General features: G+C 36.6%; 22 protein-coding genes. 17 read left to right on the forward strand and 5 right to left on the reverse strand.

From position 1 onward, the window contains the following. Positions 1–37 precede the first annotated feature (37 nt). Positions 38–1,291 carry a pitrilysin family protein gene (locus V9G42_10770; protein MEI2759898.1) on the forward strand — a complete coding sequence of 418 codons (1,254 nt, stop codon included), beginning with the start codon at positions 38–40 and terminating at the stop codon, positions 1,289–1,291. After that, positions 1,281–4,034, forward strand: coding sequence for a PD-(D/E)XK nuclease family protein (locus tag V9G42_10775; GenBank protein ID MEI2759899.1), 2,754 nt, complete (start codon positions 1,281–1,283; stop codon positions 4,032–4,034). The genes V9G42_10770 and V9G42_10775 overlap by 11 nt, the downstream gene beginning before the upstream one ends. Here V9G42_10775 and V9G42_10780 read toward each other — a convergent pair whose 3' ends face one another. The 3 genes from V9G42_10780 to V9G42_10790 form a co-directional block, all read right to left on the reverse strand. Continuing rightward, positions 4,035–4,436 carry an NUDIX hydrolase gene (locus tag V9G42_10780; GenBank protein MEI2759900.1) on the reverse strand — a complete coding sequence of 134 codons (402 nt, stop codon included), beginning with the start codon at positions 4,434–4,436 and terminating at the stop codon, positions 4,035–4,037. Positions 4,437–4,504: 68 nt separating this feature from the next. Continuing rightward, entirely contained in the window at positions 4,505–5,371 is an 867-nt protein-coding gene (locus V9G42_10785; protein ID MEI2759901.1) for a hypothetical protein, read from the reverse strand. Positions 5,372–5,495: 124 nt separating this feature from the next. Next, complete coding sequence (locus tag V9G42_10790; protein MEI2759902.1) at positions 5,496–6,818, reverse strand: NfeD family protein; 1,323 nt, start codon at positions 6,816–6,818, stop codon at positions 5,496–5,498. A gap of 145 nt (positions 6,819–6,963) precedes the next feature. Here V9G42_10790 and V9G42_10795 point away from each other — a divergent pair, with 145 nt between their 5' ends. Continuing rightward, on the forward strand, positions 6,964–7,953 hold the full coding sequence (locus V9G42_10795) for a LysM peptidoglycan-binding domain-containing protein (GenBank protein MEI2759903.1): 990 nt from the start codon (positions 6,964–6,966) through the stop codon (positions 7,951–7,953). Positions 7,954–8,104: 151 nt separating this feature from the next. Then, complete coding sequence (locus V9G42_10800; protein ID MEI2759904.1) at positions 8,105–9,283, forward strand: acetyl-CoA C-acyltransferase; 1,179 nt, start codon at positions 8,105–8,107, stop codon at positions 9,281–9,283. A 99-nt stretch (positions 9,284–9,382) separates the two neighbouring features. Here V9G42_10800 and V9G42_10805 read toward each other — a convergent pair whose 3' ends face one another. Then, positions 9,383–10,966 (reverse strand): T9SS type A sorting domain-containing protein, encoded by a 1,584-nt coding sequence (locus V9G42_10805; GenBank protein MEI2759905.1) that lies wholly within the window; start codon positions 10,964–10,966, stop codon positions 9,383–9,385. A 334-nt stretch (positions 10,967–11,300) separates the two neighbouring features. On the opposite strand from V9G42_10805, the gene V9G42_10810 reads away from it, so the two are divergent. From V9G42_10810 to V9G42_10835, 6 genes are all read left to right on the forward strand, one after another. Next, on the forward strand, positions 11,301–12,017 hold the full coding sequence (locus V9G42_10810; protein ID MEI2759906.1) for a DNA alkylation repair protein: 717 nt from the start codon (positions 11,301–11,303) through the stop codon (positions 12,015–12,017). Between the two features lie 88 nt (positions 12,018–12,105). Beyond that, the gene (locus V9G42_10815) at positions 12,106–12,414 is read left to right on the forward strand and encodes a hypothetical protein (GenBank protein MEI2759907.1); all 309 of its coding nucleotides are present in this window, start codon (positions 12,106–12,108) and stop codon (positions 12,412–12,414) included. A gap of 18 nt (positions 12,415–12,432) precedes the next feature. Further along, the gene (locus V9G42_10820; protein MEI2759908.1) at positions 12,433–12,801 is read left to right on the forward strand and encodes a transporter; all 369 of its coding nucleotides are present in this window, start codon (positions 12,433–12,435) and stop codon (positions 12,799–12,801) included. 12 nt (positions 12,802–12,813) lie between these two features. Further along, the gene (locus V9G42_10825; GenBank protein ID MEI2759909.1) at positions 12,814–13,248 is read left to right on the forward strand and encodes a PepSY-like domain-containing protein; all 435 of its coding nucleotides are present in this window, start codon (positions 12,814–12,816) and stop codon (positions 13,246–13,248) included. A gap of 149 nt (positions 13,249–13,397) precedes the next feature. Then, positions 13,398–16,247 carry a carbamoyl-phosphate synthase large subunit gene (carB, locus tag V9G42_10830; protein ID MEI2759910.1) on the forward strand — a complete coding sequence of 950 codons (2,850 nt, stop codon included), beginning with the start codon at positions 13,398–13,400 and terminating at the stop codon, positions 16,245–16,247. A gap of 18 nt (positions 16,248–16,265) precedes the next feature. Beyond that, positions 16,266–16,466 (forward strand): hypothetical protein, encoded by a 201-nt coding sequence (locus tag V9G42_10835; GenBank protein ID MEI2759911.1) that lies wholly within the window; start codon positions 16,266–16,268, stop codon positions 16,464–16,466. Positions 16,467–16,468: 2 nt separating this feature from the next. Here V9G42_10835 and V9G42_10840 read toward each other — a convergent pair whose 3' ends face one another. Then, positions 16,469–17,629: an FtsX-like permease family protein gene (locus tag V9G42_10840; protein MEI2759912.1), complete on the reverse strand. Its 1,161-nt coding sequence runs from the start codon at positions 17,627–17,629 to the stop codon at positions 16,469–16,471. A 99-nt stretch (positions 17,630–17,728) separates the two neighbouring features. On the opposite strand from V9G42_10840, the gene V9G42_10845 reads away from it, so the two are divergent. The 7 genes from V9G42_10845 (at position 17,729) to V9G42_10875 (ending at position 24,073) form a co-directional block, all read left to right on the forward strand. Beyond that, complete coding sequence (locus V9G42_10845) at positions 17,729–18,910, forward strand: DUF1343 domain-containing protein (protein ID MEI2759913.1); 1,182 nt, start codon at positions 17,729–17,731, stop codon at positions 18,908–18,910. A gap of 102 nt (positions 18,911–19,012) precedes the next feature. Beyond that, the gene (locus V9G42_10850) at positions 19,013–19,939 is read left to right on the forward strand and encodes a bifunctional riboflavin kinase/FAD synthetase (protein ID MEI2759914.1); all 927 of its coding nucleotides are present in this window, start codon (positions 19,013–19,015) and stop codon (positions 19,937–19,939) included. Between the two features lie 19 nt (positions 19,940–19,958). Continuing rightward, the gene (locus V9G42_10855; GenBank protein MEI2759915.1) at positions 19,959–20,561 is read left to right on the forward strand and encodes a leucine-rich repeat domain-containing protein; all 603 of its coding nucleotides are present in this window, start codon (positions 19,959–19,961) and stop codon (positions 20,559–20,561) included. 32 nt (positions 20,562–20,593) lie between these two features. Further along, positions 20,594–21,112, forward strand: coding sequence for a GNAT family N-acetyltransferase (locus V9G42_10860; GenBank protein MEI2759916.1), 519 nt, complete (start codon positions 20,594–20,596; stop codon positions 21,110–21,112). A gap of 83 nt (positions 21,113–21,195) precedes the next feature. After that, entirely contained in the window at positions 21,196–21,591 is a 396-nt protein-coding gene (locus V9G42_10865; GenBank protein ID MEI2759917.1) for a nucleoside triphosphate pyrophosphohydrolase family protein, read from the forward strand. Then, positions 21,588–22,298 (forward strand): glycosyltransferase family 2 protein, encoded by a 711-nt coding sequence (locus V9G42_10870; protein MEI2759918.1) that lies wholly within the window; start codon positions 21,588–21,590, stop codon positions 22,296–22,298. The genes V9G42_10865 and V9G42_10870 overlap by 4 nt, the downstream gene beginning before the upstream one ends. Next, a complete protein-coding gene (locus V9G42_10875; protein MEI2759919.1) occupies positions 22,295–24,073 on the forward strand; it encodes a hypothetical protein in 1,779 nt (592 codons plus the stop codon). Before V9G42_10870 ends, V9G42_10875 begins: the two co-directional genes overlap by 4 nt. Positions 24,074–24,109 lie beyond the last annotated feature (36 nt).

Genomic DNA, 24,109 nt, shown 5'->3' on the forward strand with positions numbered 1-24,109 from the left:
CGTTGACTGACTATGAAACCATATTTTTGCAGAAACTATGGATCATTCAACAAAAACTTTTGCACTATCAAACGGACTGAAAATTGTTTTAACTTCTTTAAACAACACTGAAGTCTCACATTGTGCATTATTAATAAAAGCAGGAACCAGAAACGAACAAATTCAAAAAGAAGGATTAGCACATTTCATTGAGCACATGTTGTTCAAAGGAACGCGCAAACGAAAATCGTTTCATATTTTAAATCGTCTTGAAATAGTAGGCGGTGAGTTAAATGCCTTTACCAGCAAGGAGGAGACATGCATTCACGCATCTGTTACATCACTCCATCTTGAGCGTGCACTTGAACTTATTAGCGATATTACATTCAACTCTGTTTATAATATTCGCGAAATTGAAAAAGAAAAGGAAGTTGTTTGTGATGAAATAAGGTCTTATCTCGACAATCCGGGAGAGCAGATTTTTGATGACTTTGAAGGAATAGTATTTAAAAAAAATCCATTGGGAAATCCAATATTAGGCACTGAAAAATCTGTAAAAAGTTTTAAACAGAAAGACCTGATTGCATTTACCCGAAAGTTCTACATTCCATCCAATATGGTACTGTCAATTGCAACATCATTGAATACAGAAAAAGTAATCAGGCAATTAGAGCATCATTTTGGTAATTACAGACTTGCCAAAGTTGGCGAAAGATTAAAACCATTTAAAAAATATACTGCTGAAAAGGCTGTGATTAAAAAACACAGTGCACAATGTCATTTTATCATGGGAACAGTAGCACCTTCACTCTATCAGGCAGACAGAATGACTGTTGCATTGTTGAATAATATTCTTGGTGGGCCGGGTATGAACTCAAAGCTCAACTTAGGTGTTCGCGAAAAATACGGCTATACTTATGCCATTGAATCCGGATTTAATTCCTACACTGACACAGGCATGTTTCATGTCTATCTGGCAACAGACAAAAAATACCTGAATAAAAGCATTGATCTTGCCATAGCTGAAATGAAAAAACTTACTGATAATAAAATAGGGTCTTTACAGCTCAACCAGTTCAAACAACAATTTAAAGGTCAATTGGCATTGGCTAAGGAAAACAAATCGAATGTGGTTATCTCTAATGCACGAAGTTTATTAAACTTCAAAAAAGTAACTGCCATAGAAGACATTTATAAAAAGATTGATGCCGTAACTTCTTCGCAATTGATGGAAGCTTCAGCAAAGTATCTGAATGCAAAATCGCGCAGCTACAGTAGTCTGCTTTATGAAAGTGTTGGTCATGAGCAATAAAATTGATTCATTTTTATCACGTATTGTTGATGAGCTTCTTGCCTCTGTTGACGGAAATAATTTTGCAGACTATACTGTTGTATTTCCAACCAGAAGGGCGGCTTTACTTTTTAAAATACAGCTTGCAAAAAAAATAAATAAAGCTGTTGTGTTACCTTCAATCCTATCAATAAGTGATTTTGTTGAACATTACACACCTCTTCGTATTGCTGAAAAGAAAGAAGTTCTTCTTGATTTATTCACAGTTTACAAGCCATTTTTTCCTGATTATGATTTTGCATCTTTTGCACCATGGGGCGAAATGATTCTCGGTGACTTTGATGAAATAGATCTTTACTTAGTTAATTACAATGAACTGTTTGCTGACCTGACATCATATCATGAAATAGAATCTGTTTTTCAGGATGACGAAGAATTTAGAGAACAATTAAAACAGTTTTTTGAATTGTTCAACGCAGTTAAATCTTCTACTTTAAAACAAAACTTTTTATATGCCTGGCAGGCATTGCCGAAGTTGTATGAAAAACTGGATGCAGTATTAAACAAAAGCAATAAGACAACTGCAGGCAAAGCGATGAAACAATTGGCATTGTCACCCGAAAAATATTTAAAAAGTCTGGATTGCAGCAAGATTATTATTGCCGGGTTTTATGCATTGGCACCAGCAGAACAAAAATTGTTTGAATATATCCTAAGTGGCAAAGGGAAAATATTCTGGGATGCTGATGAGTATTACACAAAAAACATAACCCAGGAGGCTGGACTGTTCTTCAGAAAAAACAGCATCACACAAACTAGTTTTAAATGGGAGGAATCGTATTTCAAAGATATACCTAAGAACATTTGTGTAACCGGTGTGCCGTTAATCACTGGTCAATTTAAATTTTTGGCTGATCGTTTAAAGACCCTTATTGCACAGAAAAAATTCAATCCAGACAAAACAGTTATTGTCTTACCAGATGAAAAATTATTGCCTTTGTTGTTGCAATCATTACCCGAAGAGATTGAGCATGTAAATATCACAATGGGATTTCCATTAAAAGAAACTCATTTGTATCGTTTTATTGAAACATTAAATGTTTTACTCAAACAAATTTCAGAAACTTCTAAGCAGAAGATGGTTTCTACCCATGCATTAGAAAATTATCTTGCACACCCTTATGCTTTATTGTTAAAACACGACATACGTAATTTGAATGTTGCAGGGATAAACATTCCGTTAAAAGAACTTCCCGAAAATATCAGTCAGTTTATAAAATCACTGATAATTGCTCCGGTTTTTGACCGATATATTCAATTACTAAGATTGCTTTATAATGCTATGGAGCCTAATCATCATGAAAAAGAAATTGCCGGATTTGTACTGAATGAGCTGCTTGAACTTCAAACAATGGTAACACCATATTCAGAAATTCTGAATGAGCAATCTTTACAGATGATAATCGTAGAAATGCTTGACACTGCAAGAATTCCATTCAGTGGTGAGCCTGTAAAAGGGCTTCAGGTTATGGGATTACTCGAAACACGAACACTGGATTTTGAAAACATATTTTTTCTGAATGTCAATGAAGGGTCTGTTCCAAAATCAAAACAAAATCACTCATTTATTCCTTTTACCATCAGAAAGAGTTTTGGACTTCCATTGCTCGATGAGCAGGATGCTATTACTGCCTATCACTTCTGGCGACTGATGCAGCGTGCATCAGAGATTGACTTTATATATAACACCGAAGTCAATGAGTTTGCAAGTGGCGAAAGAAGCCGATATTTGTTGCAATTGTTTTATGAAATGAAAAACCATTTCAGCAACTGGCAGGTAAGTCATCAAATTATTACAACACCGCCATATCGTTACAATTACGTTACACCCGGAATTAAAAGAGATGAGCAACTGACAAAACATTTATTGTCAATGGTAGCAGAGAATAAATTAAGGTTTTCTGCTTCTACACTCAACAGTTTTATCCATTGTTCATTACAATATTACTTTAAAGAAATAAAAAAAATCAGAGAGCCCGATGATAGCGGTGAAGAGATTGATGCGGCTGTATTCGGAAAAATTTTGCACAATGCAGCAAGTGGAATTTATGAACAGATAATTGATGTTGAATTCAACAAGAACAGTGCAGCCCAACTCCGAGAATCTATTTCATCATTTATAAAAGCATCTATTGCCCAGGAATATGACAAACACTATCAGGGAACAGGATACACCCTAATCATAGAAAAAATATTAACTAAATACATTGAAAGCATAATAGCTGCCGATCTAAAAAGTGAAACTTTTTCACCTCATGAATTAGAAAAAGAAAAAGTGGTGGTTTGTGATATTGGTAACGGTATTACGGTAAAGATTAAAGGAATTTTTGACCGTATTGATAAAGTAGCTGAAGGATACAGAATAATAGATTATAAGACAGGCAATGATACTTTAAAAAAGATTAAGAATCTTGATGAGCTAACAAATGAACCAAAAACCAAGGTTGATTTTCAGCTTTTACTCTACTGCTGGATGTTTGTGAAAACACACGGTAATGAAAAAGTATATGCCGGAATTTACCCTCTAAGGCAAATGGCTGATGGCTTAGAAAAGTTAGAACACTATTCCATGACCGATCATACAAACTTTGAAGAATTGTTGTTTACTTTAATCAGAAAAATATTATTGGAATCGGATTTTACGATGACAACAGACACTGCACGCTGCAAATACTGTGCTTACAAGGATATTTGCAACAGATAATCACATCAGTAGTTTTTCAACTAATCGGTCAACAGGGAAGGTTGTTACTTCGCCATTGAGTTCCTTCAACGGTTTCCAGAAAAAATGAATATCATTTGCATCTTGGGGCAGGATAAAATTCTCGCACGATACTTTGTAATAAACGCTGATAAGTTGCAAGCCGGGGTTAAATGCAGATTCAACAAAAAAATCAGTCGTATAAAAATGTTCCATTACTTCTACCCTTTGTTGCGTTTCCTCTAAAAATTCGCGCACTAAACATTCGCGCAGACCTTCACCAAATTCAAGTCCACCACCGGGAAATTTGGTAAATACGTTACCCTCTTCCTTCTCATGAGTAAGTAGCACTTCTGCATTCTTATTTATCAGAATACCATAAACACGAATAACAAATGGCTTCATCGTTTCAAAAATAGCTAAAAAAAAAGGTTGATACCAAGATCAACCTTATTAATAAAAATTCTCTAAAACTATTTTGTAACAATTACCAAATATTTGGAATTACTCCAGAACAAATCGGGATTGGTAATTTTCAAAGACTGATATTTTTTCTTGTCCTTTTCATAAGTATATGCCGATGCAGGATGAGAAGACATAATCTTAACACTCTTTGTATTTAACTCTACTGATGCAAACTGCCTGATGTCAACTTTTATGAAAGCTGAATTATCAATATCAGGATTTACTGTTTTGGTCTTACCGATACCGATAAATCCACCTTTTTTATTCAGAATTTTTTTGTCGCGCAAATGTTTGTAAGTTCCTACTGCATAATATGCAGTGTTAATCTGACTAACTTTTTCTTCAATAGTTTTATCACGCTCACCGATGGTTGAGTTTAACGTTTCAATATTAGTGCGTAACCCTGTAATTTCGATTTTAGCATCACCAAGTTGATTGTTTAAATTAGCAATCATAGAATCGCGCTCAGCAATTTTAAGGTTCAAGGAAGTAATCATTTTGTTAAGCTGTGCACTTTTCACGCCACTGTTTTTCAGTTTCCTTGTCAGTTCGGCAATACGCTGGCTGTTCTGATCTAGCAGTGAAGCAATACTCTCCATGTTTTTACGGATGCGGTCTTTTACTGTTCCGCCCATTTCAGGGTCGCGTTTGCGATCAAGAGTAATGGAAGCGTGAATCTGATTAATACTGTCTAAACTTGCTTCAATACCGTTGAAGTCGCCAAGGAATGAATCTATAGTACTGTCTTTAAGAAAAGATGTGCTAATCAAAGAGTCACGTTCACGATTAAGTCTATCTACTTCCGGTTTATAGTCTTTGCAGGCATACATAGCCATTAAAAGTACAGCGATAGAAAATTTAAGGATGTTTTTCATTTATTAAATTTTTAGTGGTTCTATAAGTTATTACTATTGATGATTAGTAATTGTTGCAAATATATATGCATCATATCATCCTAACACCATCTTGTAAAAGGGATTTAAACAAAGATATTCACACCTAACAGGTTCTGACAGTACAGGTTAGGCCCACAGAAACAATTTCCACCTGTTCCTGCCTCTCAATCCAACCGGTTTCTGCAACAGCGTCATACACCCTGCCGTCAACCATAATTTTTCCGGAAGGTCTTAAGGCAGTAAATGCTGTTCCACGCATACCGGGTTGAATAATGTCAATATCTGTATGCGCCCTGAAACCATGTTCGGAAGGTTGTGTAGTTTGAAGCGTCAACTTACTGAGGCGCTTTGAGTCATTAATTCTTCCGATAAAATAAAGTATCAGAAACACAGCACCAAGCATGGCACCAAGACTTATTAAAATACTTTGTGTTATTTGTGTCGGACTTGTGAGTGTAAAATCCCATCCTTTGTTGTTGAGCATACTCAAAGCAAAACCCATGGTAGTGCAAATTATTCCGGCAATGCCTGCAACACCAAAACCAGGAATGACAAAAAACTCAAGAGCCAATAAAATCACACCACTTACAAAAAGCAATATCTCCCAATTGGCGGCAAGTCCTTCGAGGTATAATGGTGCAAAATATAAGATTGCGGCAACAAAAGATGCTGCAATCGGGAAAATTGTTCCGGGTGCCTGAAATTCAAAATACAACCCTGCAAGCATAATCAGAATAAGTAAACTGCTTAATGCGGGGTGAATTAAAAAACTAATTATTTTGTCAACCCATGAAGGTTGAAATTCAATAATCTTATCACTATTCAGATTTTCTAATTTTAAGATATCCATTTCTGTTTCAACAATGGCATTACAATATTTATTGGCCAAAGCTTCTTCTGCCGTAAACGTCAGCACTCTTCCACTATCATTTACTCCCGGAATAACCACTCTTGGATCTACCATAGCCTCAGCAATACGTGGATCGCGATTTCTTTTCTCTGCAGTTGCCCGCATAATACTCCGCATGTACGATTGATATTTATCAGGCGCGGCTTCACCTTGCTCTGTAACAACAGTGGCAGCACCAATACTTGAACCACTTCGCATATAAATTCTATTGCATGCAATAGAGATGAGTGCACCGGCACTTGCTGCATTTGGATCAACAAATACTACAACAGGGATTTTTGAATTCAGTATTGCAATTCTGATACTATCGGCAGCATCAAGCATGCCTCCATAAGTGTTGAGGTGAATTAAAAACAAATCTGCCTTCTGTTCATGTGCTTCACGCAATGCCTTACTGAAAATGCGTGCCATTCCTCTATCTACTTCAGACTGAAAGTTAAACCTATAAACAATGCCGGCACTAACTGATGTAACGGCAAAAAACAAAAACACTAAAGCAAAAAACAATTTTCTCATTTCATTTGAGTTGAATATTCAAAATTGCACAATTACTACTTACAACTGTCGTTTTGATGTTAATTAATTTGTTCAAAACCAATTAAAGTAACTTCATTTACGAGGAAGGGATTTTTTTAGTATTGTAAAAATAAAAGCGATCGGGATGAAAATCAAAGTTTCTTTATTAATAGCCACAGCAGCGCTCAGCATTTCAACTACCATTGCACAGAATGGTTTCAGAACAATTGCAGGCAAAAAATGTCAGCTTTATAAGGTTGTAGCTAAAGATACCTGGTCTGGTTTATCCAGAAAATATCATAAAGAAATTGATGAATTAAAAGCAGTTAATCCGGGCATTAACGATTTAAAAATCGGACAAATTATTAATATTCCTATTGAAAACACCAACGATAAAAGTGAAAGTAAGTCTGATACTTCTGCCGAAATAAAAATCAATAAGCCGGTTGCTGCAATTCCTGTTTCCGTAAAAAGTAATAACAAGTTACATGTTATTGAAAAGGGTGAAACACTTTTTGGTATTGCAAGAAAATATGATGTAAGTGCAAACGATATTCGCAAATGGAATCATCTTGAAAATGACGGAATAAAAGCTGGTCAGAAATTAATTGTTGCAACTACGGAGAGTGCTTCATTAAAAACTGAAGTTAAAAAACAGGAGACCACAAGCGAACCTATTCTTCAGCCACTTGATGACAAAAAGTTAGAAGCAAAAAACAGTGAAGTAAAAAACGATTCAAAATTAATTGCAGAGGCTAGTAATAAAGCAATACCTCCATCACCGTCACCCAGTGAGTTGGAGTATAAACCCATGCGCACAGAAGTAAAGCGCAGCAGTGGTAAATCGGGTGCTGTAATTGAGGTAAATGAATCGGGAATGGCTTCGTGGATAAGAGATGGTGAAATAAATCAAAGTAAATTTTATGCCTTACATCGCAATGCTCCTCCCGGCACAATAATTAAAGTCACCAATAGAATGAATGGCGATTATGTTTTTGTGAAAGTTGTTGGTACATTGCCCGACACTGGCGACAATGACAAACAAATTCTTAAAATGTCTGAAGCTGCGGCAAAAAGAATTGGCGCTATAAATGAAAAATTTCAGGTTGAGCTTAATTACGGCATGACCAATTAATGGAAAATGTTGTTTTATAATACATTGACGTACGCACTGCCAGGCAAAAAGTCTATTGGTTCTCCTCTATACCGGAACCAACAGTAAACCCTGTCGGATTTTACAAGTTACTTTTCATATTTTTGCGGTTTATAATTAAAAATTCTGCAAAATGAAAGAAGTATATATTGTATCGGCAGTGCGTACACCAATGGGAAGTTTCGGTGGCAAACTGTCATCATTTTCTGCAACCCGCTTGGGTGCAATAGCCATTAAAGGTGCTATTGATCGCATCAAACTCAACCCATCAGAAATCAAAGAAGTGTATATGGGTAGTGTTTTACAAGCCAACTTAGGACAAGCGCCCGCACGTCAGGCTGCGAAGTTTGCAGGCTTGCCCGACACCGTTCAATGTACTACAATCAATAAAGTTTGTGCTTCGGGAATGAAAGCTGTAATGTTAGCAGCACAGAGCATTATGCTTGGCGACAATGATGTAATTGTTGCCGGAGGTATGGAAAGCATGAGTAATGTTCCATTCTATATGCAAAATATGCGATGGGGAAATAAATATGGTGATGTTTCTGCCATTGATGGTTTGGCTAAAGATGGATTGACAGATGTTTATCATAATTATGCAATGGGAAATGCCGCGGATTTATGCGCAAGAGAATGTAATTTTTCACGTCAGGATCAGGATACCTATGCAATACAATCATACAAACGCAGTGCTGATGCCTGGGCTGAAGGAAAATTTAAGGATGAAATTGTTCCGGTCGAAATTCCGCAGCGCAAAGGGGATCCGGTTATTTTTGCAGAAGACGAAGAATATAAAAACGTACATTTTGATAAGATTCCGGGATTAAAACCCGCTTTCAGTAAAGAAGGAACCGTAACAGCTGCCAATGCTTCAACCATGAATGATGGTGCCGCTGCATTAATATTAATGAGTAAAGAAAAAGCAGAAGCCTTGGGACTGAAACCCCTTGGGCGTATCCGCAGTTATGCCGATGCAGAGCAAGCACCTGAATGGTTTACTACTACTCCATCAAAGGCATTGCCAAGAGCAGTTGAAAAAGCAGGCCTAAAAATGTCTGACTTAGAGTTTGTAGAACTCAACGAAGCATTTTCTGTAGTTGCTTTGGCCAATATGAAAGAAATGAATCTTGACCCTGTAAAAGTAAATGTCAATGGTGGTGCAGTTGCATTAGGTCATCCATTAGGATGCTCCGGTGCAAGAATATTAGTTACACTGCTAAATGTTTTAAAACAGAATAATGCAAAAATTGGTGGTGCCGCAATATGCAATGGTGGTGGTGGTGCCAGCGCTATGGTGATTGAAAGAATGTGATTCTTAATTACAATTTTAATAAAAAAGCTGCGTCATAGGCAGCTTTTTTTATTTAAATACTAATAACTAATAAATCACTAAACAAAAAATCAACTATAATTATCTGACAATAGCAATTTGCTCTTTTTCAGCCACACCATAAGTTTCAATGTTTAAAAAATAGAAACCTGCTGGTAGTTGAGAGGTATTAATTTTAACCATTCCACTGCACCATTCAATAGGAACAGAAACCCTATTGCCAACCGGATTATACATCTGTATCTTAGGTGCTTCATCAGTGTCAAACTGAATAGTCAATAAATCTTTTACCGGATTGGGAAATATAGAATAATGATAAGGGCTTACATAAACTCTTTGTGCAGGAAACGTTTCTGTTTTTCCATCATAATCTGTTTGTGACAATCTGTACCATGAAGTGCCGCTCACAGGATAATTGTCGGTATAGTTATAATACTGTTGAACATTTCCATTGCCCTGACTATTTATGCTGGCCAATTTTGACCACTGCAAACCATCTGCAGACTTCTCAATTGTAAAGTGACTGTTGTTTTTTTCAAATGCTGTTGCCCAATTAAGCTTCACCCTATTTTTTTCGGCTTTTGCAGTAAATGATAGCAACTCAACAGGCAATGCACCGGGATCGTTAAAGCCAAATCCAAATCCTTGGGCTCCGCCAACAGCACCTCCTGAAGTAAAGTTTGTGGTGCATTTTGTAGAAAAAGAAGGGCAACAACCTTGTTGAATCACTCCGAAAAAACCTGCTCCAAATCCATCAGAGGTAATATGAACTTCTGCATTAGTATATTGAGGAATGTTTGAAATTGGTATTAATGTAAAACAGAACTCATAAGCTAAACACGTATTTGGCGTACCGGTAAAATCACCTCTGCCAATACCTGCAGCATCTATAAATTGCATTGTCCAGGTTTGCCCGCCATTAGATGCTGTTGCCACCCAATTACCCGCATTATAAAATCCGGGAATTACTGGTGCAATCTGTGGATTCAAATATCCGGATGCAGGAAAATCAAACACAAATCTTTTTACTCCTTCGACTCCTGTTGTATTTTTAAAAAAAGTAGTTATACATACAGTATCGACAACATTTAATGGTGAGAAAAATAATGGTGCAGTTTGATAAACCCCATTAACTGCTATCTGAAAGAAAGGTTTTGTTGGCTCAAAAGGAGGCGTTGCACATACACTTCCGTCAAACGAAAGATTGCCCTGTGTATTAGGTATATTTATTACTGTAAAATTAGTATCACTGCCAAAAGCTATATCATAGTTAATTGTTGTTGCTGCATCAACCCAAACATAAAGTATTGTATCATTTGAGGTATTAACACTTAGATCGCATTCCGGCAATATAGAATAAATACTTCCCAAAGGCATACACGATCCACAAACCTTTTCTGCAAAAACCCTGAATGGACCTGTACAATTTTTAATTGAAACAAAAAGTTTGTCGGCTCCATTTGAAATGTTTACCTGATAGAGTACATCCTCACCTACAATGTTACATGATGGTCCTGCAATGTCATCCCCCATGCCGGCATTGGTTTGATTAAATAGTGTTACACCGGGACAAATGTTAACTTGCAAGGGATTGCCGCAGTTGTTTTGTGCTGTTGTTTGTATTGAAACCATTATACAAACAACAAAGGTGGTTAAACTCTTCATTTGGCTGGTTATTAATTTGGAGTTATACTTATTGCAGACAATATCAGTTTGCTTTAACGCACTTCTGATATTTGTCTTCACCTACCATTTCAAAGATTATACCAAATAAAAAATAAAGTTTTTCAACATCACTTCTGTTTTTAATTGAAATACTGTATGGGAAATGTAATCTATATGATTGTTTTGAATAGCCAATTTTGATTCATTTATCACGAATAAAAACAATCTCTGATGATTTATACTAAAATATTTTTTCTGTTATTTTACATCTGATGGCACTTTACATTTTACTTTGCAGACCATTATACTACAACAAAATTAATTGCTAAAAAAAATGAATAAAGAAATTATTCAAAGTATAAGAAAGGAACTAAAGAATATTGCAAGTGAAGAAGTACGCAACATTGCTTCGCGGTTTTTCAAATCAGGTGAAATAGCAAAAGTTTACGGAGTCAAATCGCCTGTTGTTAGAAGCATTGGCAAAAAATATTTACAACAAATAAAGCTGCTATCTAAAGAAAATATTTTTGATATATGTGAAAATCTTTGGCAGTCGTCATATCTGGAAGAATCCATCATTGCATGTATGTTTACAGAATCCATTCACAAAAAAATTGAAGTTGGTGATATTAAAATTTTTGAAAGCTGGATAAATAAACATGTCAACAATTGGGCATCATGTGATACATTTTGCAATCATACCATTGGAAGTTACCTGATTAAGTTTCCGCAAGAAGTTAATATACTGACAAAATGGGCAATCTCAAAAAACAGGTGGATGAGACGTGCAGCAGCAGTTTCGCTGATAGTGCCGGCACGAAAAGGATTATTTCTTTCTGAAATTTTTATGATTGCAGACCTGCTTCTTACTGATGATGATGATTTAGTACAGAAAGGATATGGGTGGATGCTGAAGTCTGCCTGTCAGTATAATGAGCGAGATGTTTTCCAATATGTAATGGCAAATAAAACAGTGATGCCGCGTACTGCCTTACGTTATGCCATTGAAAAAATGCCTGATAATTTGAAGCGACAAGCCATGTCCAAATAACATTGTGCACGTAATGATGATGTGTCATAACTAACATCTTCCTTAATTTCTAATAATCTAAATTTGCCACCTGAGTATAAGTCATTATATGAAATTACCTTTTTTTATTTTTATGCTTTTTATGGTTACGCAAAGTCTTGCGCAAGAAGAAAGCATCAATACCGACAGGCCGGACCAAAGCGATGGTGTTTATACATTAACTAAAAACAAGCTTCAAATCGAAGAAGGTATTACAACTGGGGAAAACTATTTTGTAAACAATCTGATGCTTCGCTATGGAATAACAAGATTCACAGAAATTCGGCTGCTTGCCGATGCCGGAAAAGTTGGTGACTTAAAGGGCTTATTACCTTTAACAATGAGTGTTAAACAAAAAATTATGGGGCAAAAAAAGTAACTGCCTGCCCTTACATTTGTGGGCTATGTCTCTTTTCAAAAACTTGCAGCAAAGGAATTCAGAGGTAATAAAATTCCGTATGAACTAAAATTAGCATTCGAAAATGAATTGAATGAAAAGTTTACTATTTCATACAATGCAGGTGTTTCAGATGAATTTGAAACATTTAATTATACATTCAATATAGGATACTCACCTCTAAACAAAGTTTCTGTTTTTGCAGAGTATTTTGCGACCACCACAAAATCTGACACTCAACACAATGCCGATGCAGGAATATTGTTTTTAATACACCCTACATTTCAGATTGATATTGCCTGTGGTCATTCCATTGCCGACTCTGAGAGTCGTTTTTTTACTACCTTTGGACTATCCTATTTGTTTTAAAAACCAAATAAAATGTTACTTAAAAAATCTTTATTATTAGGCTTATTGACCATTTTCAGCTTGTCGTTAAAAGCGCAGGAAAAAATTATTCCCGTTGCTCAAATTCCTGAACAGGTCAAATTATTGGTATCACAACATTTTGAAAACATCAAAATTATCTCTGCCAAACAAGAAAAAGAACTGTTAAACAAAGAGCTTGAAATAATATTAAGCAACCATACATCACTTACTTTTGACAAAAACAATTCATTGACAGAGATAGAGTCAAACCATGGTATTCCAACCAAGTTATTGAACGATACCATTGTTGAATTGGTGCACAACAACTACCCCAATCAGAAAATTACAAGTTGGGAAAAAACAAAACTGGGTCAGAAGGTTGAGTTGGATAATGATGTAGATTTATTTTTCGACCACAATGGTAATTTTTTGCGAGCAAGTCATTAAAGCTTGTTAGATGAATACTTTCTAAAACCTGAGTGTCAGCACTGCTGCTATCTTCATAGTTTATCCACATAAGTATCTGTTGTTGTTCATAAGATTGCAGACAAAGCATTGGCGTTTTAGCTAATTTTGCGCTTCAATTTCAGAATCAGATGCCCAAAGATAATTCTATCAAATCAGTTCTCATCATAGGCAGCGGCCCCATAGTAATAGGTCAGGCCTGCGAGTTTGACTACAGTGGTTCCCAAGCCTCACGCTCTTTACGCGAAGAAGGAATTGAAGTGACCCTCATCAACTCTAACCCTGCCACCATCATGACCGACCAGGTAACGGCAGATCATATTTATCTGCTGCCGCTTACAGTTGATAGCATTGAAAAAATATTGAATGAACGAAAGATTGATGCGGTTCTGCCAACTATGGGAGGTCAGACTGCATTGAATCTTTGCAAAGAAGCCGATGAAAGAGGTATCTGGGCAAAATATGATGTTCGCATTATTGGGGTGAATATTGCTGCCATTGAAACCACAGAAAACAGAGAATCTTTTCGGAAGCTGATGATTGAAATTGGTGTTGGTGTTCCGCCTTCTGCTGTTGCCAACTCCTTTCTTGAAGGCAAAGAAATTGCACAGCGCATTGGATATCCATTGGTAATTCGTCCGTCATACACTTTAGGTGGAACCGGTGGAAGCTTTGTAATGAAGAAAGAAGAGTTTGAAGATAGGTTGATGCGCGGACTACAAGCATCACCTATTCATGAAGTATTGGTGGAAAAAGCTGTTCTCGGATGGAAAGAATATGAACTGGAACTGCTGCGTGATGCTAACGATAACGTCATCATTATTTGCTCTATCGAAAACCTTGACCCAATGGGTGTTCACACAGGTGACAGTATTACTATTGCACCTGCTATGACACTGAGTGATTACACCTATCAGCGCATGCGCGATATGGCCATTAAAATGATGCGTGCTATCGGAAAATTTGCAGGTGGATGCAACGTACAGTTTGCTGTGAGCCCCGATACAGAAGATATTATTGCCGTAGAAATAAATCCGCGAGTTTCACGCTCATCAGCTTTGGCTTCAAAAGCAACAGGTTATCCAATTGCTAAAATTGCTGCTAAACTTGCAATCGGTTATCATCTTGACGAATTAAAAAATCAAATTACCGGAAGCACCTCTGCATTCTTTGAACCTGCTTTAGACTATGTGATTGTTAAAATACCGCGATGGAATTTTGATAAGTTTCATGGCGCAGACCGAACATTGGGCCTACAAATGAAATCCGTAGGTGAAGTGATGGGTATTGGCCGAAGTTTTAATGAAGCGCTACAAAAGGCTTGTCAAAGTTTGGAAATTAATCGCCATGGCCTTGGTGCAGACGGAACAGGATGGCACAAAGTTGATGACATTATTTATTCTCTTGAGCATCCATCATGGGACAGAATATTTCATGTTAAAGACGCCTTGAAATTAGGCCTTCCAATTCAGACTATTCACAACCATACAAAAATTGATAAATGGTTTCTCACAGAGATTCAGAAATTAGTAGGCATGGAGCAAGAACTGAGAAGACATAGTCTTAAAAATCTTTCTCCAGACTTTATGCTTGACTTAAAACAGAATGGATTTTCAGATTATCAAATTGCACATATCTTAGGTAATGTCACTGCTGAAGAAGTATATGAAACGCGAAAAGAGATGGGTGTAAAACGCATTTACAAAATGGTTGACACCTGCTCGGCAGAGTTTGCAGCAAAGACACCTTATTTCTACAGCACTTTCGAAAGACCTGCACAAGACAGTAATGGCAATGAAATTACAGCCAGTGAAAGTATTGTAAGCAATAAGAAGAAAATTTTAGTACTGGGAAGTGGCCCTAACCGTATTGGTCAGGGTATTGAGTTCGACTATTCCTGTGTACATGGTGTACTCGCATCAAAAGAGTCGGGTTATGAAGCCATCATGGTTAACTGTAATCCCGAAACTGTAAGCACAGACTTTGACATTGCCGACAAACTTTATTTTGAACCGGTTTATCAGGAGCACATCTACGAGCTTATTGAGTATGAAAAACCAGATGGTGTTATTGTTCAGTTAGGTGGACAAACGGCTCTGAAATTGTCGCAGTATCTCAATGAAAAAGGTATAAAGATAATTGGCACTTCATATGAAGACATGGATCTGGCAGAAGACCGCGGACGTTTCTCTGATTTACTTCACGATTTAGGAATACCCTACCCTCCATATGGTGTTGCAGAAAGTGCAGAAGAAGCACTTGTTGTTGCCAATAAAGTCGGCTACCCTGTTTTGGTTCGTCCAAGTTATGTGTTGGGTGGGCAAGGAATGAGTATTGTCATTAACGATGAAGAATTAGAACGTGCAGTAATAAAACTGCTAAAAAATCTTCCGGGCAACAGAGTACTCATTGACCACTTTCTTGATCGTGCAGAAGAATGTGAGGCTGATTTGATTTGCGATGGTAAAGATGTTCAGATTATAGGCATCATGGAGCACATTGAACCGGCAGGTATTCATAGCGGTGATTCGTATGCAGTATTGCCTCCATTCAGTTTAAGTGATGTTGTTATCAGTCAGATAAAAGATTATGCACATAAACTGGCACTGGCACTCAATGTAAAAGGCTTGCTTAACATACAGTATGCTGTTAAGAATGAAAAAGTTTATGTTATTGAAGCCAATCCGCGTGCATCAAGAACAGTTCCGTTTATTGCCAAAGCACATCAGGTGCCTTACATTAACATTGCAACTAAGGTGATGCTTGGGATAAAAAAATTAAAAGACTTCAACATTAAGCCTGCTGAATTTGGATATGCTATAAAAGAACCTGTGTTTTCATTCGAGAAGTTTGCCGATGTTAACAAAGAATTAGGCCCCGAAATGAAATCAACAGGTGAAGCCATCCGATTTATAGAAAGTACTAATGATGCCTATTTCCGTAATTTGTACAAGGAAAAAAGTATGTATTTATCAAAATAATTTTTACAATATCAGAACATGCGTGATGTCTTTTATACAATAGTTGTTGTTTGGGTGGTGATTCAGATTTATAAAAGTTTTATAAAGCCGAAAAACAACACAACGCAAAGGAACACTACCAGGCAGGAAGGCGATGTGACCATAAACACCAACACAAACAATAACAACCGCAACAACAACCAAGGCGAGTATGTTGATTTTGAAGAAATAAAAGATTGATTTTATTCGTAACGTAAGGCTTTTACCGGGCTTATACGCGAAACAATCATTGAGGGAATAAGCATCACCAAAATGCATGCAATTAAAGTACCTGCATTAATCATCAGAATATTAGTGACTGATAAATTTACCGGAACATATGGAACATAATATGATTCCTGTGGCAGACTAACCAAATGAAAACGATATTGCAACCAGCACAATAAAAGTCCTGCAACATTTCCGGCAATCAAACCAATTCCAACAATTCCTGAGGAAACCATAAGAAAAATTTTTCTGATGCCTGTATTTTCTGCACCAATAGCTTTTAACAGACCTATTGTTGTAGTGTTGTCTAATAAAATTATCAGTAAAGTTGAAACCATATTAATCCCGGCCACAAGTATCATCAAAACAAGAATGATAATAACATTGACATCCTGCAATTCAAGCCAATGAAAAATTTCAGGATATATTGTTTTTATTGATTGTGCATTCAATTCAAATCCAGATTCTCTATATACACTTTCATTTACAGATTCAAGGTCGTCTATGTTTTTCAGATTTATTTCATAGCCCCCGGCTTGAAGCGAATTCCAGCTATTTAATTTTTGAATAACAGATAATGGGCAAAACACATAGAGATTATCAAACTCCTCAAGACCTGTGGAATAAATTCCATTGACTTTAAATTTCCGCGCCCTCGGTGGTTCATCAATAAAATAAACCACAAAAGAGTCATTAAGCTTTAATTTCATCTTGTCTGCTACACTTTTTGAAATTATTGCGGGATAAACACCCGAATGTATCTGAAAATTAAAACTTCCTTCAAGCATATTCGGATCAAAAAAACCGGAGTTGAAATTTGAATCCAATCCTTTCACAGCCACACCTAATATATCTTCAGAAGTACGAATTATTCCGGCCTTGGTAGCATAAGCATTAACACTGCTGATTCTTGAATCGCTCTTGAGTTTGTTTATAAATTTCTGATCTAAATTTACCGGAATCTCCTCATAGGATTGATTGTTGTCAAAATGTTTTATTCTGATATGTGCACCAAAGCCAACAACCTTAGATGTTATTTCTTTTTTAAAGCCTGTCACTATTGCAACAGCAACAAGCATCACCATTACACTTAGTGCAATGCTGGTTACCGCTATAGCCAGAACAGTACCTGACATTCGCTGGTTGTTAACACTGCTTGTGAAAAAACGCCTTGCTATGAAGTATGAGTATCTCAACTAATTTATTATTCTTGCTGATAATTCGGATTCAAATTTATGCTTTTGAAGCGTTGGATAGTCTTACTATCAATTATTATCAGCTATCAAAGCACTGCTCAAATGGTTGACAGTGTAATTACCGGTGCGGAGCAAACCAAAAGTTACCTGCCGCTCATCAGTGATAAGAATGTTGCTGTAGTTGCAAATCAGACAAGTATTGTTGGTCAAACACATTTGGTGGATATGCTACTTTCCAAGCATATTAAAATCAAGAAAATATTCACTCCTGAACATGGCTTTCGCGGCATTGCAGAAGCAGGAGAAAACATTGAATCGGGAAAAGATAAAAGAACTGGCTTACCCATTATTTCACTTTATGGTAATCATAAAAAACCCACTATTGATGATTTAAATGATATTGACATTGTCCTATTCGACTTGCAGGATGTAGGCACACGTTTTTATACATACAGTTCAACATTACAATATGTGATGGAAGCATGTGCAGAAAACAAAAAGAAACTGATTGTTTTAGACAGACCCAATCCTAACGGTTATTATGTTGATGGCCCGGTGCTTGAACCTGCATACAAATCTTTTGTCGGTCTAAACCCAATACCTGTAGTTCATGGTCTTACAATGGGTGAATATGCGCAAATGCTGAATGGCGAAGGATGGCTTGCCAGTAAAGAGCAGTGTGATGTTACAGTTATCAGCATGAAAGGCTATACGCATGAAACAAGATATAAACTGCCTGTTAATCCTTCGCCTAATTTACCAAACATGACAGCTGTTTATCTGTATCCTTCATTGTGCTTTTTTGAAGGAACCATTGTGAGCATTGGTCGCGGAACTGCATATCCGTTTCAGGTTGTTGGTTACCCCGGTTTCACGGAAGGCCCATTTGAATTTACACCTAAAAAAAATCCGGAAATGAAACTACCCCCACTCTATGAAAATCAAAAGTGCAATGGTTTTGACCTGCGTGATTTTGGAAATTTTTATATTCCATCACTGAAAAAACTCTACTTGTTTTGGATTAAAAATATTTACGACAACTATCAACAGAAAGATAAATTTTTTAACGATTACTTCGACAAACTTGCCGGCACTGACAAATTACGTAAGCAGATTGTGGCAGGCTTCACCGAAGATCAAATAAGACGAACCTGGGAAGAAAGTTTGAAGGCATATAAAGTTATTCGCAAAAAATATTTACTCTATCCCGATTTTGAATAATAAAGCTGCATTTGTATTTTATAATTGTCAAGCCGCTTTGATGGTTTTGTTTTTAACACGCTTTTATTTCTTTTGTATTTTTGCACTTTATCAATCGGATTTTTGAAAATATATAACCATATAGACCAATTTGAAAAGGTCAGCAATGCCGTAATAACCCTTGGCACATTTGATGGTGTGCATCTCGGACATAAAGTGATTATTGAAAGGCTGAAAAAAATTGCCGGTGAGGTAAACGGGCAGGTTGTAGTACTCACCTTTTTTCCGCATCCACGAATGGTTTTATTTCCTGACGACCATGGAATTCAGCTGCTGAATACAATAGCAGAGCGAACCATGTTGATGGAAAAAGCAGGTATTAATCATCTCATCATCCATCCGTTTTCGAAAGAATTTTCAAGAATGAGCTCCACCGAATTTGTACGTGATATATTAGTCAACAAACTGGGTGTAAAAAAATTAATCATCGGCTACGACCATCATTTTGGACGTAACAGAGAAGGTTCTTATACCGATTTGGAAGAACTGGCACCGGTTTACAATTTTTCTGTTGAAAGAATACATGAACAACTGGTAAATGATGTTGCAGTAAGTTCAACAAAAATCAGAAACTCTTTACTTGCAGGCGATGTGGCAACTGCCCGTGAGTTTTTAGGATATGATTATGAGTTGACCGGAGCTGTAGTTCATGGCAAAAAATTAGGTCACAGCCTTGGGTTTCCAACGGCCAACCTCCACATACGTGAAGATTACAAGTTAATCCCTTCAAATGGAGTTTATGCAGCCCGAACCTTGGTTCGTGGTCAATGGATTGATGGGGTGATGAGTATTGGAAACAGGCCTACCTTCGACAATGGATTACGCTCCATAGAGGTTAATTTATTCGATTTTAATTCTGATATTTACGGAGAGAAGATTACCATTTGTATGTCAGAATTTATACGTAATGAGCAAAAATTTGAAAACAGTACAGCACTGATTGAGGCCATGAAGGCAGATAAATTAGCTGCGATTAAACTTTTATCCTGAAATTTACGTTAAACGGGTCATGAAACGCAATTTCGTCATACTACTGATTTTGCTGATAACAGCTACTGCTCATGGACAAGAGTTGTGGGACGATGCTGAAATCGATTCAATGCCAGTATTTCGTTCATTGAATGCTGCAATGCAAAATCCGGATTCGGTATTCAGACTTGACCTGTCAAAACAAAAGTTAAAAGAGATACCTTCACAAGTATTTGAACTTACACAACTACGGGAGCTAAATGTCAGCAGAAATCATTTAACTGAATTGCCCGAACAAATTTACAAGCTGAACAACCTGCAACGTTTGTATGCAAACAACAACAAACTCACTGCTTTACCACAGCGCATAGGTACACTTAAAAATCTTCAGACTTTGACACTCGACCGCAATCGTATTGAGGCTCTGCCTCCTGAAATAGGTATGCTTCATAATCTTGAGGTTTTAAACCTCTGGGATAATGAACTGTCTGATATTCCTGATGAAATCAGAAGCCTTTCAAGTGTATTGAAAAAATTAGAGCTTCGTGGAATACTTTTTAACGAAGAGCAACAAAAAAGAGTCCACGACTTATTGCCTTATACAACTATCTATTTTTCGCCTGCCTGCAATTGTAAACAATAAGCAAGTCAGTATGATTTTATATTTTTGCCTGTATGTTACAAACAGCAGATATAAAGCTTCGTGCCTGCGAGCCTAACGACCTGCCACTGATGTATCAGTGGGAAAACAACTCGGACTACTGGCTGCTGAGTGACACCACAAAACCATTTTCAAATTACACCATTTCTGAATTTCTCAAACAAGATCAGAATGACATTTTTACAACACGCCAGCAACGTTTTGTAATTGAATTGCTCAACCCTATTAAACAAATTGGTTTTATAGACCTGTATCAGTTTGAGCCTGTCCACAGGAGAGCAGGTGTAGGCATTCTAATCGGTGATCTAAGCGAACAAAAAAAGGGCTATGCCGCACAAAGTATTGAATGTTTAAAAAACTATGCAAATACTGTATTAAACATGCATCAGCTTTACTGTTACATTCAGGTCTCGAACAAAAGTTCATTATCACTCTTTCAGAAAGCAGGATTTAAAGAATGTGGGTCATTGAAAGATTGGCTCATTAACAAGAATGAGTCGCAAGATGTATTAATGCTCCAGTATATATTCTGAATATTTTTTTTAACAGTTGTTCGTCACAACCTGTTATATTGAACTTTTTTGTTCAGCTTTGCTACGCTACTAAACATAACAAAATGCAAACACTAACAGAAACTATTAATAAGGTAAAAGAGTTTCATGCAACTTTTGGACTTCAATATTTTGAAAATCCACAAGCTGTAATAGATAAAAATATTATCGAGCTCCGGCATAAGTTAATGCAGGAAGAAAATGACGAGTATTTGGAAGCAGCTTTGGAAAACAATCTGGTACAAATTGCCGATGCTTTGGGCGACAAACTTTATATCTTATGCGGAACCATCATTGCTCATGGGCTACAGCATAAAATCATTGAGGTATTTAATGAAATACATCGTAGCAACATGAGCAAACTCGACAGTAATGGCAAGCCCATCTATCGTGAGGACGGAAAAATTTTAAAAGGTGAGAATTATTTTCTCCCTGATATTAAATCGGTTTTAGCGAAGTGATAGAAAAACTGAGTATCATCATTCCCGTTTTTAACGAAGCCCAAACCATTGAACAGGTTCTTGAAAAAGTTAAATCGGTAAAACTCATTCATAACATCTCCAAACAGGTTATCATCATTGACGATCATTCAAAAGACAACAGTTTAGAGGTTATCAGAAAATTTGCCAGCAAAAACAGCGACCTGATTTCTGAAGTGATTTCTTTAAAAGAAAATAAAGGAAAGGGGTTTGCAGTACGAACAGGCATATCGTTTGCAACAGGTAATTACATCATCATTCAGGATGCTGATGTTGAGTTAAATCCGGAAGACTACAATGTGTTAATTCAGGCTTCTGTTAAAACAAATGCTCAAGTTGTTTATGGCTCGCGTTTTTTAAAAAGACAAAAATTTCCTATTCCGATTAAAACAGTTATAGCCAACAAGATACTGTCGGCCGTTACCAGCGTACTTGTGGGCAAAAAAATTACAGACATGGAAACCTGTTACAAACTAATTGACCGCTCGTTGCTGCAAGACCTCCAACTAAAAGAAAACCGCTTTGGCTTTGAGCCGGAAATAACCTTAAAACTACTGCGTAAACGCCATATACGCTATGTCGAAGTTCCGGTCTCCTATAAAGCACGCAGCAAACACATGGGTAAAAAAATTGGACTGACAGATGGTCTAAGAGCCTTGTACTGTTTAATTCGTTATCGGCTATCATGAAAAGGAGCATTATCTTCATTGCACTTATGGCATGTCTGACATCTGTCACTTACCTCTGGCAACAACGAACTTTTGGCAATGAAAAATATGAAAGAATTGTTGATAGTGATGGCAAAGGCTATGTAGCTTATTTACCTGCCATAATTATTTATCATGACTTAAGCTTTGAATATTATTTCAAATCGCAGAATCAGAAAATAGCACGTTATTTCAATCAAAGATTTCTTACAAAACAAAATGACAAAACTGTTTTAAAAACTTATGCAGGAGTTGCTGTATTAATGGCACCTTTTTACTTAATTGGGTGCTTGGCACAAATAGTAATTCATGGTGCTACTAACGGCTATGAGTCTTTAGTCCAGTTTTTCATTTCCATTGCAGCTATTTTTTATGCTTTGTCAGGATTGTTTCTTATCTATAAAACACTGCGCTTATTAAATTTTAATAGATTGACTTGCTTGCTAACTGCAACAATGGTTTTTGCAGCTTCAAATCTTTGTTACTACGCCCTCTTCCATCCTACAATGTCGCATGCATATTCATTCTTTTTTATCACAGTCTTCATTTACCTTTCTGTTTGCCTTTCGCAGCAAACACAAAACCGCTTTCTTCTCGGTTTAGCATTGACTTTAGCATTAATTACATTAGTACGACCATTGAACTTTATTGTCATCCTGTTTCCTTTGCTTTATTTTGGTAAACAAAAATTACTTGATATAATTAAATCTAAAACAGTAATATTATTACTGTCAGGATTATTATTCTTAATGATCATTAGCATTCAGCCCATTTTAAATTTTATACAATGTGGCATGTTTTTCCCCTGGAGCTATGGTGATGAAGGGTTTTACTTCACAAATCCAGCTCTTTTTAAAACACTTTTCAGTTTCAGAAACGGACTATTTATCTACTCGCCTTTATTACTCCTGCTTATACCAGGTTTGTGGTTACTTTCCCGCCACTCATTAAGGCTATCAATGGCATCCGCCACCTTAATTGTTTTAGTTTGGTATTTACTATCATCTTGGTGGAACTGGTCGTCTGAACCGGCATTTGGCAACAGAAGTTTTATTGACTGGTATGGATTGATGGCCTTGCCAATTGCTGCATCAATAAATTTAATATGGCAAAAAAACAAAATCCTTTTATCATTATTTTGCTTAGGCGTTGCAGGGTTAAACACATTACAAACCTGGCAATACCTCAATGACATCATCCATCCTGACGGAATGAATTTCAAAAAATATAGTTATGTTTTTTTGAAGACTTCTTCGGATTATTTTGCCTCTGTAGGCAATGGAAATGAGGAAGCCTATCTTCCACAACAGGATACACCATTTTATACTACACAGCTAAACCTTGAAATTACTGAAAGCCCAACGTCCAAACTGTCTTCACTAACTTTTAGATTTGATAAACAAACAAACAGGAATGCCTGGCTTACAATACCATCAGCAACAAACTTACAGCAACCCATGAAAGCCATTGTTTCTCTCCAACGGAAAGAACATGAATTTAAGGCTTGTACACAAGCAACAGTTTGTTTCGACTATGCTGATAAAAATGGAAATGTTTATTATAATGAAAACCTCCGAATCAATGATATTCCCAGAGAAAAAATTAATGAATGGATGCTGTTTAATTATGAATTTGTTATGCCTGCAATTCGAAATGCTGAAGACCGTGTTACTTTTTACATTAACAATCCCAAAGGGTCTGATTTTGAAATAAAAAATATAGCGCTGAAACTTTATAATTTCAAATCATCACGCTAATGCTCGGGAACTTTTCGCACTAATTATCCTACTTTT

The sequence above is a fragment of the Bacteroidia bacterium genome, from assembly GCA_037045145.1.
Classification (GTDB): domain Bacteria; phylum Bacteroidota; class Bacteroidia; order AKYH767-A; family OLB10; genus OLB10.

Excerpts from the sequence above, each read along its gene's own strand:
- V9G42_10770 (MEI2759898.1), top strand. The coding sequence starts at position 38 with ATGGATCATTCAACAAAAACTTTTGCACTATCAAACGGACTGAAAATT.
- V9G42_10775 (MEI2759899.1), top strand. The coding sequence starts at position 1,281 with ATGAGCAATAAAATTGATTCATTTTTATCACGTATTGTTGATGAGCTT.
- V9G42_10780 (MEI2759900.1), bottom strand. The coding sequence starts at position 4,436 with ATGAAGCCATTTGTTATTCGTGTTTATGGTATTCTGATAAATAAGAAT.
- V9G42_10785 (MEI2759901.1), bottom strand. The coding sequence starts at position 5,371 with ATGAAAAACATCCTTAAATTTTCTATCGCTGTACTTTTAATGGCTATG.
- V9G42_10790 (MEI2759902.1), bottom strand. The coding sequence starts at position 6,818 with ATGAGAAAATTGTTTTTTGCTTTAGTGTTTTTGTTTTTTGCCGTTACA.
- V9G42_10795 (MEI2759903.1), top strand. The coding sequence starts at position 6,964 with ATGAAAATCAAAGTTTCTTTATTAATAGCCACAGCAGCGCTCAGCATT.
- V9G42_10800 (MEI2759904.1), top strand. The coding sequence starts at position 8,105 with ATGAAAGAAGTATATATTGTATCGGCAGTGCGTACACCAATGGGAAGT.
- V9G42_10805 (MEI2759905.1), bottom strand. The coding sequence starts at position 10,966 with ATGAAGAGTTTAACCACCTTTGTTGTTTGTATAATGGTTTCAATACAA.
- V9G42_10810 (MEI2759906.1), top strand. The coding sequence starts at position 11,301 with ATGAATAAAGAAATTATTCAAAGTATAAGAAAGGAACTAAAGAATATT.
- V9G42_10815 (MEI2759907.1), top strand. The coding sequence starts at position 12,106 with ATGAAATTACCTTTTTTTATTTTTATGCTTTTTATGGTTACGCAAAGT.
- V9G42_10825 (MEI2759909.1), top strand. The coding sequence starts at position 12,814 with ATGTTACTTAAAAAATCTTTATTATTAGGCTTATTGACCATTTTCAGC.
- carB (MEI2759910.1), top strand. The coding sequence starts at position 13,398 with ATGCCCAAAGATAATTCTATCAAATCAGTTCTCATCATAGGCAGCGGC.
- V9G42_10835 (MEI2759911.1), top strand. The coding sequence starts at position 16,266 with ATGCGTGATGTCTTTTATACAATAGTTGTTGTTTGGGTGGTGATTCAG.
- V9G42_10840 (MEI2759912.1), bottom strand. The coding sequence starts at position 17,629 with ATGTCAGGTACTGTTCTGGCTATAGCGGTAACCAGCATTGCACTAAGT.
- V9G42_10845 (MEI2759913.1), top strand. The coding sequence starts at position 17,729 with ATGCTTTTGAAGCGTTGGATAGTCTTACTATCAATTATTATCAGCTAT.
- V9G42_10855 (MEI2759915.1), top strand. The coding sequence starts at position 19,959 with ATGAAACGCAATTTCGTCATACTACTGATTTTGCTGATAACAGCTACT.
- V9G42_10860 (MEI2759916.1), top strand. The coding sequence starts at position 20,594 with ATGTTACAAACAGCAGATATAAAGCTTCGTGCCTGCGAGCCTAACGAC.
- V9G42_10865 (MEI2759917.1), top strand. The coding sequence starts at position 21,196 with ATGCAAACACTAACAGAAACTATTAATAAGGTAAAAGAGTTTCATGCA.
- V9G42_10875 (MEI2759919.1), top strand. The coding sequence starts at position 22,295 with ATGAAAAGGAGCATTATCTTCATTGCACTTATGGCATGTCTGACATCT.